The 14,396-nt window shown below is 51.7% G+C and carries 15 protein-coding genes; 12 read left to right on the top strand and 3 right to left on the bottom strand.

Annotated elements, in window-relative coordinates:
- The first annotated feature begins 38 nt into the window (after positions 1–38).
- Positions 39–635 carry a hypothetical protein gene (locus D3P08_RS22145; protein WP_119602303.1) on the top strand — a complete coding sequence of 199 codons (597 nt, stop codon included), beginning with the start codon at positions 39–41 and terminating at the stop codon, positions 633–635.
- A 242-nt stretch (positions 636–877) separates the two neighbouring features.
- Entirely contained in the window at positions 878–2,290 is a 1,413-nt protein-coding gene (gndA, locus tag D3P08_RS22140; RefSeq protein ID WP_119602302.1) for an NADP-dependent phosphogluconate dehydrogenase, read from the top strand.
- Positions 2,291–2,299: 9 nt separating this feature from the next.
- Here gndA and D3P08_RS22135 read toward each other — a convergent pair whose 3' ends face one another.
- Complete coding sequence (locus D3P08_RS22135) at positions 2,300–2,605, bottom strand: hypothetical protein (RefSeq protein ID WP_119602301.1); 306 nt, start codon at positions 2,603–2,605, stop codon at positions 2,300–2,302.
- A 150-nt stretch (positions 2,606–2,755) separates the two neighbouring features.
- Between D3P08_RS22135 and D3P08_RS22130 the strand changes: the two genes are divergently transcribed.
- From D3P08_RS22130 to ptsP, 6 genes are all read left to right on the top strand, one after another.
- The gene (locus tag D3P08_RS22130; RefSeq protein ID WP_240647708.1) at positions 2,756–3,283 is read left to right on the top strand and encodes a shikimate kinase; all 528 of its coding nucleotides are present in this window, start codon (positions 2,756–2,758) and stop codon (positions 3,281–3,283) included.
- A gap of 35 nt (positions 3,284–3,318) precedes the next feature.
- On the top strand, positions 3,319–4,620 hold the full coding sequence (gene aroA, locus D3P08_RS22125; RefSeq protein ID WP_119602300.1) for a 3-phosphoshikimate 1-carboxyvinyltransferase: 1,302 nt from the start codon (positions 3,319–3,321) through the stop codon (positions 4,618–4,620).
- Between the two features lie 32 nt (positions 4,621–4,652).
- The gene (locus D3P08_RS22120; RefSeq protein ID WP_119602299.1) at positions 4,653–5,090 is read left to right on the top strand and encodes a CoA-binding protein; all 438 of its coding nucleotides are present in this window, start codon (positions 4,653–4,655) and stop codon (positions 5,088–5,090) included.
- 117 nt (positions 5,091–5,207) lie between these two features.
- Positions 5,208–5,786, top strand: a complete 579-nt coding sequence (locus D3P08_RS22115; protein ID WP_119602298.1) for a hypothetical protein — start codon at positions 5,208–5,210, stop codon at positions 5,784–5,786.
- A 167-nt stretch (positions 5,787–5,953) separates the two neighbouring features.
- Entirely contained in the window at positions 5,954–7,840 is a 1,887-nt protein-coding gene (locus tag D3P08_RS22110) for a glucose PTS transporter subunit IIA (protein ID WP_119602297.1), read from the top strand.
- Positions 7,837–9,579, top strand: coding sequence for a phosphoenolpyruvate--protein phosphotransferase (gene ptsP / locus D3P08_RS22105; protein ID WP_119602296.1), 1,743 nt, complete (start codon positions 7,837–7,839; stop codon positions 9,577–9,579). The genes D3P08_RS22110 and ptsP overlap by 4 nt, the downstream gene beginning before the upstream one ends.
- Here ptsP and D3P08_RS22100 read toward each other — a convergent pair.
- Positions 9,576–10,106 carry a type 1 glutamine amidotransferase domain-containing protein gene (locus D3P08_RS22100; protein ID WP_119602295.1) on the bottom strand — a complete coding sequence of 177 codons (531 nt, stop codon included), beginning with the start codon at positions 10,104–10,106 and terminating at the stop codon, positions 9,576–9,578. The genes ptsP and D3P08_RS22100 overlap by 4 nt on opposite strands.
- Before the next feature lie 67 nt (positions 10,107–10,173).
- Here D3P08_RS22100 and D3P08_RS22095 point away from each other — a divergent pair, with 67 nt between their 5' ends.
- The 4 genes from D3P08_RS22095 to D3P08_RS22080 all read left to right on the top strand — a co-directional run bounded on the left by D3P08_RS22095 (position 10,174) and on the right by D3P08_RS22080 (position 13,106).
- Entirely contained in the window at positions 10,174–10,617 is a 444-nt protein-coding gene (locus D3P08_RS22095) for a VanZ family protein (RefSeq protein WP_240647707.1), read from the top strand.
- Between the two features lie 146 nt (positions 10,618–10,763).
- Entirely contained in the window at positions 10,764–11,177 is a 414-nt protein-coding gene (locus tag D3P08_RS22090) for a hypothetical protein (RefSeq protein WP_119602294.1), read from the top strand.
- Between the two features lie 220 nt (positions 11,178–11,397).
- On the top strand, positions 11,398–12,408 hold the full coding sequence (ccpA, locus tag D3P08_RS22085; RefSeq protein ID WP_119602293.1) for a catabolite control protein A: 1,011 nt from the start codon (positions 11,398–11,400) through the stop codon (positions 12,406–12,408).
- Positions 12,408–13,106, top strand: a complete 699-nt coding sequence (locus D3P08_RS22080) for a 5'-methylthioadenosine/adenosylhomocysteine nucleosidase (RefSeq protein ID WP_119602292.1) — start codon at positions 12,408–12,410, stop codon at positions 13,104–13,106. The genes ccpA and D3P08_RS22080 overlap by 1 nt, the downstream gene beginning before the upstream one ends.
- 85 nt (positions 13,107–13,191) lie before the next feature.
- Here D3P08_RS22080 and D3P08_RS22075 read toward each other — a convergent pair whose 3' ends face one another.
- Entirely contained in the window at positions 13,192–14,370 is a 1,179-nt protein-coding gene (locus tag D3P08_RS22075; RefSeq protein ID WP_119602291.1) for an acetoin utilization protein AcuC, read from the bottom strand.
- Positions 14,371–14,396 lie beyond the last annotated feature (26 nt).

Genomic DNA, 14,396 nt, shown 5'->3' with positions numbered 1-14,396 from the left:
CATTTCGTCAACTGTTTACTATTAAGGGAGGGATTGCCGTGAACAAAAGCTATGAAGTCGAATATTGCAATTTGGAGCTGCGTTTTGAGCGCCGGCAAATCCAGAATCTCATCCGTGATCTTATTCAGGAAGGGTACTCCTTGTATTGGAGCGAAACGGAGGGGCAGTTTCTCGTATCGATTCGAACGGGGCGCAAGCTTGTAAAGCTGCATTTCCAACGCATGAACAACCGGTACAAAATTGTGGGCGATTATGTCATCAAGGATGAAAAGCTGTCTGAACTGCTGGAAAAGCTGATTAATGACACACGCGGACATGCGGTCGTAAAGCGGATCAAGGATCGTCAAATCGTCATTGAGAACATTATGTTCGGCGAGATTATACGACTTGTGGAGGTGTCAGGTATGGAGCATCGCATTATTTATCAGAAGAAACCTTTTGTCACGATAGAGGAAATGATCAAGGCGTTTCAGTCCAAACGCGCGGAGGAGCGAGCGGTCGTTCTTCGTTACGAGCTCGATTATGAGCTTTCCGTTCTGCATGAAGCTTTGGAGGCTAAAGACGAGGAAGCGGTTACATTGTCGAAGGAGCGGCTCATGGCGCTTCGATCCGAGATGCTGCAGCTGGAGCTGTAACGAATGAGCGAACCCCATCCTAGCGCCTTATAAAACGGCCTTATATCCGTGATGATCTTCGCGGAATATAGGGTCGTTTTCGTTGTGAAGCGGCCTGCTATAAGAAAAACTTTTGGATTCTGTTAGTAAAACTGATGCGGGACTGCGACATTTTTCCAAGCAAAGAGTTTTCATATCGAACCAAAAGGAGTAGAATATAGCTATTGTGATTAAATAAATTAGACGAAGGATGGAAGAACCAGATGTCAAAACAACAAATTGGCGTTATCGGAATGGCCGTCATGGGTAAAAATCTGGCCCTTAATATTGAAAGCAAAGGATTTACGGTTTCCGTATTCAACCGTTCCCGCGAGAAGACGGACGAGCTCATGAAGGAGGCTGCCGGCAAAAAACTGGTGCCTACATATACGATTGAGGAGTTTGTTCAATCGCTCGAGACACCTCGCAAAATTTTGATCATGGTGCAAGCCGGAGCAGGCACAGACGCAACAATCGACTCCTTGGTGCCGCATCTGGATCAAGGCGACATTATTATCGACGGGGGCAACGCATACTTCCCTGACACGCAGCGCCGCAGCAAGGAGCTGGAAGCGAAGGGCTTCCGTTTCATCGGCACTGGCGTCTCCGGCGGCGAAGAAGGCGCGCTGAAAGGGCCGTCCATCATGCCTGGCGGCCAGAAATCCGCATATGAGCTGGTTGAACCGATCTTAACGGCAATTTCCGCGAAAGTCGGCAACGACGCTTGCTGTACCTACATCGGACCGGACGGCGCCGGCCACTACGTGAAGATGGTTCACAACGGCATCGAATACGGCGATATGCAGCTGATCTGCGAAGCGTACGACCTGCTGAAGAACGTTCTGGGCGTAACAACCGAAGAATTGCATGAAATCTTTACAGAGTGGAACAAGGGCGAGCTTGACAGCTATCTGATCGAGATTACGCGCGATATTTTCTCCAAGTACGATCCGGAGACAGGCAAGCCAATGGTTGACGTCATTCTGGACTCCGCGGGCCAGAAGGGCACAGGTAAATGGACGAGCCAAAGCTCTCTTGATCTAGGCGTTCCATTGTCCATTATTACCGAATCCGTATTTACACGCTTCCTGTCCGCGATGAAGGAAGAGCGCGTAGCGGCAAGCAAAGTGCTGAAAGGCCCTGCGAAAGCGCCGTTCCAAGGCGATAAGGCAGCGTTTATCGAAGCGGTTCGCAAGGCGCTCTTCGCGAGCAAAATTTGCTCGTACGCGCAAGGCTTCGCGCAAATGCGCGCAGCGTCCGAAGAGTACGGCTGGGATCTTCGTTACGGCGATATCGCGATGATCTTCCGCGGCGGCTGCATTATCCGCGCCCGCTTCCTGCAGAATATCAAGGACGCGTACGACCGCGATCCAGAGCTGCGCAACCTGCTGCTTGACCCGTATTTCCAAAATATTGTGGAATCGTACCAAGGCGCATGGCGCGAGGTTGTCGCGACAGCCGTTACAAACGGCGTGCCGGTTCCGGCGTTTGCAAGCGCGCTGGCTTACTTCGACAGCTACCGCACAGAGCGTTTGCCGGCCAACCTGCTGCAAGCGCAGCGCGACTATTTCGGCGCTCATACGTTCAAACGCGTCGACAAAGAAGGCACGTTCCACTTCAACTGGCTGCAATCCTAAGAGGTGCGCCTAGCTTTCGGGAATTAACCCGTGAGCCGCTTGTTTCAGCCAAAGCCGCAGCCGATCGGCCTCCTGTTCGCAGTATGCCCTGCGCTGGATGAGCGCCATCGCGGCTTCGGCAAAGTATAGAAAGTTTTGCATCAAGCGTGGCTGCGACAGACCCATTAACGATGGATCTTCGTCAGCCACCTTTTTTTTGATGTAACCCAGCATCCAAATGACATCGTCTCGGCAAAGCGGATGCTCCGGGTCCAATATTTTTTTGATTCGCAGGTTAGTGGGATGCGGCGGGCTCGAAAAAGCTTCGCTGGGCATGGCAGTCACTCCGTTCATAAATAGGCATCAAAGCGTATCATTATCATCCATACGGCTTATTCCACTTTTTTATACCTCGCGCCGGCAAAAAAATGATATGATAGGGAAAATATTGCCCCCGGACAGGTTCAAGAGTAAGGAGGTTCGAAGGTGGCTCAGCTCAAATCAGATCGAAAGCTGATCTTAATCGGTTTTATGGGAACGGGGAAATCCAGCGTCAGCCGATTGCTGGCGGATAAACTCGGATGGCCGAGAATCGATTCGGATGAAGAAATCGAACAGGCCGAAAACCGAAAGATTTCTGAAATATTCGAAAGCGACGGCGAAGACGGGTTCAGGCAAATCGAAACGCAGGTGTTAAATAAACTGCTGACTTCTGCCGAGCCCGCTGTTATCGCGACTGGCGGAGGAGCCGTTCTGCGCGAGCACAATCGCCGCATGATGCTGGAGAACGGGTTTGTGGCAGCTCTGCACGCAAGTCCGGAGCAGATTATTGCGAGAGTGGAGGCGGACACCGCAAGACCGCTCCTGCAAGGAGATCTGCACCAACGTGTTCATATGCTATTGGAGAAGAGAAGAGGCGTTTACGACTTCGCTCATTTGTCTGTGGATACGACAAAGCTGACGGTGGATGAAGTGGTAGACCGAATTTTGAAAGCATGGAATCAATTTTCCTAATACAATCAATCCTATACTAAAGGAGACCGACGAAGATGGATGTAATCGTAACGCCGACACCCCGGCTGATGGGTAGAATCGAGGCGCTGTCCTCCAAAAACTACACGACGCGCTACCTGCTGGTAGCCGCGCTTGCGGAAGGAACAAGCACGATTTATTATCCCGCCCACAGCGAGGACAGTGACGCAATGCGCCGCTGCATCCGCGATTTAGGCGCAGTTGTAGAGGAAGACGACGAAAAAATCGTAATTACGGGCTTTGGCCGGAACCCGAAGCCGGTTGAGACGCTTGACGTTGGCAACGCCGGCGCCGTCCTGCGTTTCTTAATGGCGATTGCGGCTCTATGTCCGGACGTTACCTTCATTAACCGTTATCCGGATTCTCTCGGCAAGCGGCCTCATCATGATTTAATTGAATCGCTCATCAGCATGGGCGTTACGATTGAGCATAACGAAGGCAAGCTCCCGATTACGATCAAGGGCGGCCAGCCGCGCGGCGGACATATTCAAGTATCCGGCAATATCAGCTCGCAGTTTTTGAGCGCGCTGCTGTTCTTAACGCCGCTCTTGGAGGAAGACAGCGAAATCGAAGTGCTGCATGATTTGAAGTCTAAGGTCGTTGTTGGCCAAACGCTTGAAGTGCTGGAGCAAGCCGGCATCGTCATCCATGCCGATGAGGACTATATGCGCTTCCGCGTACCGGGACGCCAGCGTTACGAGGCGAAAACCTACTATGTGCAAGGCGATTATCCAGGCTCCGCCGCCATTCTAGCGGCTGCAGCCGTTACGGATTCGGACGTCACCGTGAACCGTCTCATGGAGAACAGCAAGCAGGGGGAACGCGCGGTTGTTGACGTGCTCCGCATGATGGACGTACCGCTTACGCATGAGAACGGCGTAGTGCACGTACAAGGCAACGGCAAGCTGAAGGCTGTGGAATTCGACGGCGATCACGCGACGGACGCGGTGCTTGCCATGGTGGCGGCAGCTGTGTTCGCGGAAGGAACGTCTCGGTTCTATAATGTAGAGAACCTGCGTTATAAGGAATGCGACCGCATCACGGACTATTTGAACGAGCTGCGCAAAGCAGGGGCTAACGTGGAAGAACGTCAGAGCGAAATTATTGTGCATGGACGTCCGGAAGGCGTAGAGGGCGGGGTTGACATCAATGCTCACTATGACCACCGCGTCATTATGGCGCTTACGGTCGTCGGTTTGCGCGCGAAGCAGCCGATTCGGATTCATGACGCGCACCATGTCGCGAAGTCGTATCCGATCTACTTCGACCATTTGAAGGCGCTTGGCGCAAATGTAGAATGGGTGGAAAGCGAAGCATAGAAATTTATTATACGGAAACAGAGGTGTAGCAAATGGCATTTCAAAATCCGGAAAGAGATCAAATCAGGGAAATATTGCGCGGCAGCGATACGATTGCCGTCGTAGGTTTATCCGATAATCCGGAGCGTGTCTCCTACATGGTATCCGAAGCGATGCAGAAGAAGGGCTACACCATTATTCCGGTCAATCCGAACGCGGACACGATTCTCGGTCAGAAAAGCTACGCAAAGCTTAGCGATATTCCCGTGCCTGTCGATATCGTGAATGTGTTCAGGCGCAGCGAGCATACCCCTCCTGTCGCGAAGGAAGCGGCTGATATTGGAGCCAAAGTATTATGGCTGCAGCTTGGCATCGAAAATGACGAGGCGGCTGAAATCGCTGAAGCGGGCGGTTTAACCGTCATTATGGACCGATGCATTAAGGTTGAGGACTCCATTCTCCTGCCTGAAGGAAAATCATCCAAAACCTGACGGTAATAAGAAAGCCGTCTATTCTCCACAATAAGAAAGGCTTCAATAGAGCAATCGGGCAGCGAATACTGCCTTGTTCTTTGAAGACTTACGCTTATTAATCGAGGAGGACATGACGTGAACCAATTTTCGCAATTCCAGGGCGGGCAGCAAGGCTTCCAAAACCAATTCCAGAACCAATCTCAATTCCAACCTTCCGGCTTTGTACAATCTCATTACCAAGGTCAATTGAGCCAACCGACTTTCGGCCGCCAAACGCAATCGATCGTCGGCGGTATTGGTTCCCAAAATAATCAACAATTTGGTTTCCAACAACAAACACCGGCATTCCAATCCTTTACGAACCAAGCTTTCACGTCGGGTCAGCAGGTACAAAGCCAGGCGAGCTCCCCAGCGACAGCGTTCGGCGATTTTGGTCCGGTAATCTCCCGCGTTGGCTTCCAAGCCGGCCGCGACGCTAGCCAAAACCAAATCGGCCAACAGTTCCAATCGACTGCGGGCTTTAACTCTTTCGGCAATGCTGGCTTTGCCGGCGGTTTCCAAAGCAACGCATCGCAAGGCTTTGGTCCGTCCCAAGTTCAGTCCTTTACACAGCAAAACCCTGTGTATAAGGCGACAAATGCCTACCAGCAAGATGGTCCGGTTATTGCCCAACTGGGATACCAAGCGAACAACTCCACTACGAGCTTCCGTTAATCGCGGAAACGTCTGAACCGAAAAGAATCATCAACGAGGGCGGGCCGATCGGCCCGTCTTTTATTTTGACAAATAGAAGACGAGAGCTTAACATCGTATTAGACAAACTGCGAGACAGCGCTTTCGCGGCGCTTTCAATTTCGGTCGAACATCGATGGAGGTCTGCCATGTCATTTATAGGAAATTTGCAGCAGTTAGGCAGAGCCTTTATGCTGCCTATGATTGTGCTGCCCGGCGCGGCGTTGTTTTTAAGCTTAAGCCAGCTGCCGTGGGATGTGCTCGGCTTACCCGGCATGTCCGATTATTTGCGGGCGGCCAGCGACACGATTTTTACGTATTTACCGTTTATTTTTGCGCTCGGCGTCGCATTGGGGTTAACCGGAAATGCCCTGGCGGCGGGTATGGCGGCGCTGGTGGGCATGATTATTTATACCGGCATTATTCGTTCTTCCGTTCCCGAGATCGAGCCCACCGTTCTAATCGGTGCTGTAATCGGCATTATATCCGGTTTCAGCCATGAACGATTTAAGGATTTGAAGCTGCCCGAATACATACAATTTTTTGGCGGGCCGCGATTTGTCCCTTTATTTGTAAGCTTTATTTCGCTGTTATTCGCCATAGGTATGGTAAATATAGCGCCTGAGCTGCAAGCGTTGCTCCTGGAGCTGGGCGATACGGTTGCATCCACAGGCGGCTTCGGCGTCTTTCTATACGGATTTATTCACCGTATTCTAACCGTATTCGGCCTTCACCATTTGGTGAGCCACGTGTTCTGGTTTCAAGTCGGGGGCTATGAGACGGAGTCAGGCCATGTGGTGTATGGCGATCTGCCGCGGTTCTTCGCAGGCGATCCGACGGCAGGAAGCTTTATGGCGGGCTTGTATCCCACGATGATGTTTGCGCTGCCTGCGATCGCGTTCGCGATTATCCATGAAGCGCGGGAAGATTTGAAGCCCAAAATTCAAAAAACATTTTTATACGCGGCGCTGGCATCGTTCCTTACTGGCGTTACAGAGCCTGTAGAATTTGCGTTTTTATTCGTTGCGCCATATTTGTACGTCGTACATGCGCTGCTAAGCGGCATCATCATGTGGGTGACCTACGAGCTTGGCATCTTGCACGGCTTCTCTTTTTCGGCTGGGGCCATCGATTTTGTCATTAATGAGCATCTGGCGACGAGAGGCTGGCTGCTGATCCCGATCGGCATTGTGACGGGCATCGTCTATTACTTCTTGTTCAGATGGGCGATCCGCAGGTTTCAAATCCCGACACCCGGACGCGAGGAAGGCTCGCAGCTGGATGAATGGGCGGGCGACATCCCTTACCGGGCGCCTCTCATCCTGCAAGCGATCGGCGGCAAACAAAATATCGTGCAGATGGAATCCTGCATTACCCGTCTGCGTTTGAAGGTTTCGAATGAGAAAGCGCTGGACATTAACGCGCTGCGCAATTTAGGCGCGGCTGGCGTCATCCGGCTTGGCGGCGGGCATGTGCAGGTTGTATTCGGCACGTTCTCCGAACTCATCCGGGAAGAAATGCTTAAAGCGATTCACCGCGATCAGCAGCAGGTGCTGTTCCACTCGCCGATGCAAGGACGTATGATACCGCTAGAGGAAGTGCCGGATCCCATCTTCGCCGGCAAGCTGGTCGGCCAAGGCGTTGCCTTCATCCCGGACAGAGGCGAGCTTGTGTCGCCTGTACAAGGTAAAGTTATTCACATCTATCCGACTATGCACGCCATCGGCATCAAAACCCCGGAAGGGCTTGAGGTGCTGCTGCATATCGGTATCGATACTTCTCGTTTAGCCGGGAAGCAGTATTTCCAGGCATTCGTGAAAGAAGGCGATGACGTGACGCCTGGCATGCTGCTTATCCGGTTTAACCTTCAGAAGGTGCGAAAGGAAAGCAAGTCGTTAGCAACGCCAATGGTCATCACCAATTCCGATCGGGTCCATTCCTGGCGTTACGCGCCGTTCAAAGCGGTGAAGAAAGGACAGTCATCGGTTATGTCAGTCGTACTTAAAGAGAGCAATGGTGGAGGGGAAACATCATGATTCAAGGGATAGGCGCCTCGTCAGGCATCGCGATCGGAAAGGCTTTTGTGCTGCCGAATTGGGAGTGGGAGGTACCCGATCAAAAAATAGACGTGTCGGACTTCGCGCGCGAATTCGAAAGAGTATACGAAGGCATCCGCACTTCCAAGCATGAGATCGAACAGATAAAAGATGAGCTGCGCGAAGTTGTCGGTTCGGAGGAGACGCATATTTTCGACGCGCATATTGCGATTCTGGACGACCCTGTCTTCATGAATGAGATTCAAGGGATTATTCAGCGCCAGTACAAAGCTGCCGAAGTCGCGGTGAAGGAAGCGATCGATCATTTCGTCACGATGTTTGACCTGCTCGACGATGACTACATGAAGGAGCGGGCACTTGATATCAAGGATGTCGGCAACCGCTTGCTGAAGCATTTGCTCGGCGTCCCGGAGGTCACGCTGCCGTCGGATACACAGCCTTTTATCCTTATCGCGAAGGAGCTGTCGCCTTCGCAGCTTGCCCATATCAATCCCGAGCATGTGCTTGGCATCGTAACGCTGGCCGGGAGCACGACGTCTCATTCCTCCATCATGGCAAGAGCGCTTGGCATTCCGCTTGTTGTCGGTGTCGAGCCGAAATTGAAGGAGCCGATTATTACCGGCCAAACGATTGTTGTGGACGGCGGTGCCGGTCATGTGTTTATCGATCCGGACGAAGCGGTGATTAAGCGGTATAACGACCTGCATGACAAGCTGGCAGAGGAAAAGAAGAAGCTCCAGCATATTGCGGACCGGCTTTCCGTCACACCGGACGGGAAGGCTCTGCGTCTTGAGGCGAATATCAGCTCGATCAAGGAGCTGGAAATTGCGCTGGCGAGCGGCGCGAACGGCGTGGGGCTGTTCCGGACCGAATTTCTGTATATGGATCGGAACCGGTTCCCGAAGGAAGAGGAGCAGTACGAAGTATACCGCAGCGTAGCGGAGAAGCTGTCCGGGGAACCGCTTGTTATTCGCACGCTGGATATCGGCGGCGATAAGCAGCTGGATTATTTCGAGCTGCCGGAGGAGGACAATCCGTTTCTCGGGTACCGGGCCATCCGCATATCGCTGGATCGAAAGGATTTGTTCAAAACGCAGCTGCGCGCCATATTAAGGGCAAGCGTGTTCGGGCAGGTCAAGCTCATGTATCCGCTTATCTCATCGGTTAACGAAGTGCAGGCCGCTAATGCGGTTTTGAAGGAAGCGATGGAGGAGCTAGAGCGCGAGGGGATTCCGTACGACAGAGGAATTAAGGTCGGCATCATGATCGAAGTGCCCGCAGCCGTCATGATCGCGGATCTGCTGGCGCAGGAGGTTGATTTCTTCAGCATCGGAACAAATGACTTGGTGCAATTTACGCTTGCTGTGGATCGGATGAATGAGGAGATTTCGCATCTATACGACCCTTTCCATCCCGCATTGATGCGCATGCTGATCCAAACGGTGGAGGCGGCAAAAAAATACGGGATAACAGTTGGCGTCTGTGGAGAGCTGGCTGGCGACTTGCGCGCGCTGCCCATTTGGCTTGGGCTCGATGTGGATGAAATCAGCATGTCGGCGCATTCGATCCTGCTGGTGAAGGAACGTCTGCTTGGCACGCACCAGAAGGAGAGTCGATTGCTGCTGCAGGAGCTGAAGGCCTGCCGGACGAGCGCGCAAGTGATTGAAAAGCTAGAGGCCTTTAAAAATGCGTTAGACACGAGAACAGCGAATGGTTAACCCATTCGCTGTTCTAATGCGTCTACAAATGCTTTTGCATAAGGCGGCAAATCCGGCGGTCTGCGCGCTGAAATGAGATTGCCGTCGACGACAACCGGTTCGTCGAACCAGATCGCGCCCGCGTTCTCCATATCGTCACGGATGCCAGGCGTGCTGGTCACCTTGCGCCCCGAAAGGATCTTGGCGGAGATCAGCACCCAGCCGGCATGGCAGATTTGTCCGATCGGCTTGCCCGCATCGTTCATCTCCCGAACGAGCTGAAGCACCTTCGGATAACGCCTGATTTTATCCGGGGCCCAGCCGCCCGGCACAAGCAGGCCATGAATCGTTTCGCTGCTTACCTCTTCGTAGGAAAGATCGGCTACAGCCGGAACGCCGTATTTGCCGATATAGGTCTTGCCCTTCTCCGGCGCGGCGAACAATACCGTTGCGCCTGCCTCCCGCGTGCGATAGACGGGATACCATAGTTCCAAATCTTCAAATTCATCATCCAGCAGGCAGACAACCGTCTGATTCTGCAGTGTCATGACGTTCCCCTCCATCCTATGAAATCCGTGAAAAAATATACATTCATATTGTAACGAAGGAGTATACATGAAGCAAATGGGTACTAGAAACGGAAAACAAGCAACAGATAAGCTTCGCATCATCCGCTTTATCCCCGCCATCGTATGGATGGCCGTTATTTTTGCCTTATCCTCGCGTACTGGCGACGAGCTGAACACCGTCCTTCCTTTATTTCAAAAGCTGTTTCCCGGCATGACTGATTTTAACTGGGGGCATTTCATCGCCTATTTCCTGCTTGCCGCAGCGTTCGATTACGGCTTTGGCGCGAGGGCTGACCGATTTGTCATGAAGCTTGTGCTTATTTTGCTGTGCGGCATTTACGGTGTAACGGATGAAATTCATCAATCTTATGTAGGCGGCCGGATGATGGATATGATGGATGTGCGCAATGATATGATCGGAGCCGCCATTTGGACGATCATGATTTCCATTCCATTTGTTCGGAAAAAGTGGAGAAGATGGACGGCTTAATCGTATTTTTTTAGTGTGTAGTAAAAATTACAAACCCGCATGAGCAGGATTTTTGCCAAAAAAGGTCGAATAATTTTAGCAATCAAAAAGTGACTTGGTAGGAATGATAGCGGCTTCCCCGCCGTTATGAGAAGGAGTTGACCCTCTTGCGGAAAAAATGCACTTGCGGTGATATGATGACAATGAAGCTGCGTACGGTCATTTATTCGGGAAAAGTGGAGATCGATAACGTGCCGATCTTTTCATGTACATCCTGCAGCAGAAGCGAAGTCATACCTGAAGTGAAGCCCGACTTGACCGGATTGATCGCCAAGCTAGGCGCAGATCCTCACAAGGGAAGTTTTTTGTTTAACGAATGCAATGAATGGGCAGATTTGTTAGTAGAAGCAAAAGCAAATAAACAGCAGCCCGAGGCGCATGAGGTGGAAGCGCTTATCGAGCAGCGCGTGAACATGCTGCTTGATTTGTATTTGCTTGCGCAATCGCTGAACGATGAAGCTTGGATCGCGGATATTAATAAGCGACTAAATCAGATCAGCAGACGAACCTTGCATACATAACGCCCTCTATTATTGCTTTTCTTCATAGGAGCGGCGATATTGACCATTGTAAGCAGTCCGTCTAGCTTTCGTTATCGTTACAGTCATCAGGATTTTTCGCATCCGTTTTCTGCGGCCGATAGGCGTGAACATTGCGGAAAGTAATATTTTGTCGTATTATTAACGTTAATATGCGGCGTACGAATGAAAGAAAAATTCTGAGCAAATGGAGAGAGAATCCGTGACGGTAACCATTTATGATGTAGCAAGAGAAGCAGGTGTATCCATGGCTACGGTTTCCCGGGTCGTTAACAACAACCCGAACGTGAAACCGGCAACAAGAAAGAAGGTTTATGAGGCGATTGAACGTTTGGGCTACCGTCCTAATGCGGTCGCTCGCGGCTTAGCAAGTAAGAAAACGACGACAGTTGGCGTCGTTATCCCGGATATTTCCAATGCTATTTTTGCGGAAGTAGCGCGCGGCATCGAAGATATCGCCAATATGTATCATTATAATATTATTCTTTGTAATGCCGACAAGAAGAAGGATAAAGAGATTCGAGTCATCAATACGCTTCTGGAGAAGCAGGTGGACGGCTTGCTCTTTATGGGCGGCGCGGTAACGGAGGATCATCTGGTCGCGTTCCGTACAGCCAATGTGCCTATCGTTCTTTGCGCGACCAGCGACGAGAATGATCAAATCCCTTCGGTCGACATTAATCATGAGGAAGCCGCTTATGATGCGGTCATGAAGCTCATTTCGCAAGGTCATCGCCGTATCGCCATGATCAGCGGCACGCTTCAGGATCCGGCCAACGGCTTTGCGAGATTCCAAGGCTACAAACGCGCGCTTGAGCAAGCGGGTATTACATATGACGATACTTTGGTTCGTATAGGCAACTACCGTTATGAATCCGGAGTAGAAGCGATGAAGTATTTTATCGAGCTGCCGGAGCGTCCGACCGCCGTTTTTTCGGCGACCGACGAAATGGCGATCGGCGCGATTCATTGTATTCAAGACTCCGGCCTAACCGTGCCTGGCGATTTTTCCGTGATCAGCGTAGACAACAGCCGCATGGCTTCGATGGTTAGACCTCAGCTAACGGCAGTAGCTCAGCCGATGTACGATATCGGAGCCGTTTCGATGCGCCTTCTTACGAAGCTGATGAAGAAAGAGAATGTCGAACAATCCAAGGTTTTATTGCCGCATGAGATCGTTGTTCGCCAGTCCGTTGGAGGCGTTCAAGCATAATGGCTTATTCGAAGATTGGCATCATCGGCGCGATGGCCGAAGAGATTGAGCTCCTGCATAAGCAAGTCGAGGTAGCGTCCGAGTTTACGAAGGCCGGCATCACCTATTATGAAGGAACCTTTCATGGGAAAACGGTTATTTTCTGCAAATCCGGAGTAGGGAAAGTGAATGCGGCGGTATGCACACAGCTGCTGCTCGATGCAGGCGCGTCTTGCGTTTTGTTCACTGGCGTAGCAGGCGCACTGGATCCAAGCCTCAATATCGGCGATATTGTCGTATCGACAAGCTGCGTGCAGCATGATATGGACGTGACGCCGCTCGGCTTTGCCAAAGGCGTCATACCCTTCCATCCGAACTCCGACTTTCAAGCGGATAGTCAGCTGGTTCAGCTTGCATTCGAGGCAAGCGAGAGGCTGTTCCCTGGCCGCAGCCTGAAGGGGAAAGTCTTATCGGGCGACCAATTTATTGCAAGCCGAGAGACCGTTGAAATGCTGCATCAGACGCTTGGCGGCGCTTGCGCGGAAATGGAAGGCGCGGCAGTGGCGCAAGTATGCGACATGAACAACATTCCGTTTGTTGTGATCCGGTCCATGTCGGACAAGGCGGACGGCTCCGCGCATGTGAACTTTGCCGAATTTACGGTCGAAGCTTCGACTAACTCATTTCGTATTATTGATGAAATTGTTAAGCATATGTAGTTCGAACCTCAAAAAAAGCTGCCGCTTGTATCAATGCAAGCGGCAGCTTTTTTTGCTTAGGTGGTGCAATGTGATCGGTAACCGGTTATAAGTCCTGGATAACAATCGCCTGCGTCAGACGGTTTTGTTCCGTAATGATGCCGCGCCTTGGAATAACAGGGATGGCCGATAAGTCGTCCTGCCAATTCTCGGGAAGCGGGGCATCGCTTTGGGCTTGCCAGCGCTCGCGCCACGCCCGCGGAAGAGGAGAACGCTTATTGTCCCTGATGGCAGCGGCAAGCGGATGATCCGTCATTTCGAGCCAAATCAGCGACCAAGCCCGCGGGACAACCCGCCAAATATCGTAGCCGCCGCCGCCGAGCGCAATCCACCGCCCGCCGGTATAAGCATGCGCGAGTTCATGCAGAATCGCGGGAATTTCTTGATAAATCCGCATACTGCAATGAATATGCGACAGCGGGTCAAACGCATGGGCATCGCAGCCATGTTGGCTGATGATTACATCCGGCTTAAAGGAGTCAATGACTCTGCGAATGGTCACATTAAAGCTTTCCAGCCACGAATCGTCTTCCGTAAATGGCTCAAGCGGCATGTTGAAGCATGCTCCATAGCCTTTGTCTACCCCTTTTTCGAATGCGAAGCCGGTGCCAGGAAACAGGTATTTGCCGGTTTCGTGGATCGAATACGTACAGACGTCAGGGTCGTCATAGAATGACCATTGAACGCCGTCGCCATGATGAACATCCGTATCTACATACAATACGCGGGCGCCATATTTTTGCCGGATATGCTTGATCGCGATAGAAGCGTCGTTGTAAACGCAGAACCCGGAGGCGCGGTCAGGAAACGCGTGATGCAGGCCGCCTGCCAAATGGAACGCGTGCAGCGCCTTCCCGCTCATCACAGCTTCCGCCGCCTCTAATGAGCCTGTGGCGATGGCGGAGGCCGCTTTATGAAGGCCTGCAAAAAAAGGCGTATCCTCCGTTTGAAGTCCGAATTGCTCCGCAAGTACGGCTTTCCTCCGCGGGTCATCTTCATCATCCAGTTGCTTCACCGCTTGCACGTAATCGGCGCGATGTACCAGATGAATAACAGCTTCATCAAGTATATAATCGGGTGATAGGATATCATCGTCCGCTAGCGCGCCGGCTTCCTTCAACAAATCTATCGTAAGCGTCTGCCGTATAGGATCGAATGGATGGTCGTCATGAAATTTATAGCCGGTTGAATCGGAATGATGGATGAATAGTGCGTTAGATACCATTCGGCTTTCATTTCCTTTCCCTGAAA

The organism is Paenibacillus nanensis, from assembly GCF_003583765.1.
Lineage (GTDB): Bacteria > Bacillota > Bacilli > Paenibacillales > Paenibacillaceae > Pristimantibacillus > Pristimantibacillus nanensis.
Note: the sequence above shows the minus strand (reverse complement) of the source record. Positions and strands in the feature narration are given on the sequence as shown.

Excerpts from the sequence above, each read along its gene's own strand:
- D3P08_RS22100 (WP_119602295.1), bottom strand. The coding sequence starts at position 10,106 with ATGACACTGCAGAATCAGACGGTTGTCTGCCTGCTGGATGATGAATTT.
- D3P08_RS22135 (WP_119602301.1), bottom strand. The coding sequence starts at position 2,605 with ATGCCCAGCGAAGCTTTTTCGAGCCCGCCGCATCCCACTAACCTGCGA.
- D3P08_RS22080 (WP_119602292.1), top strand. The coding sequence starts at position 12,408 with ATGGCTTATTCGAAGATTGGCATCATCGGCGCGATGGCCGAAGAGATT.
- gndA (WP_119602302.1), top strand. The coding sequence starts at position 878 with ATGTCAAAACAACAAATTGGCGTTATCGGAATGGCCGTCATGGGTAAA.
- D3P08_RS22120 (WP_119602299.1), top strand. The coding sequence starts at position 4,653 with ATGGCATTTCAAAATCCGGAAAGAGATCAAATCAGGGAAATATTGCGC.
- D3P08_RS22095 (WP_240647707.1), top strand. The coding sequence starts at position 10,174 with ATGAAGCAAATGGGTACTAGAAACGGAAAACAAGCAACAGATAAGCTT.
- D3P08_RS22110 (WP_119602297.1), top strand. The coding sequence starts at position 5,954 with ATGTCATTTATAGGAAATTTGCAGCAGTTAGGCAGAGCCTTTATGCTG.
- aroA (WP_119602300.1), top strand. The coding sequence starts at position 3,319 with ATGGATGTAATCGTAACGCCGACACCCCGGCTGATGGGTAGAATCGAG.
- D3P08_RS22075 (WP_119602291.1), bottom strand. The coding sequence starts at position 14,370 with ATGGTATCTAACGCACTATTCATCCATCATTCCGATTCAACCGGCTAT.
- ptsP (WP_119602296.1), top strand. The coding sequence starts at position 7,837 with ATGATTCAAGGGATAGGCGCCTCGTCAGGCATCGCGATCGGAAAGGCT.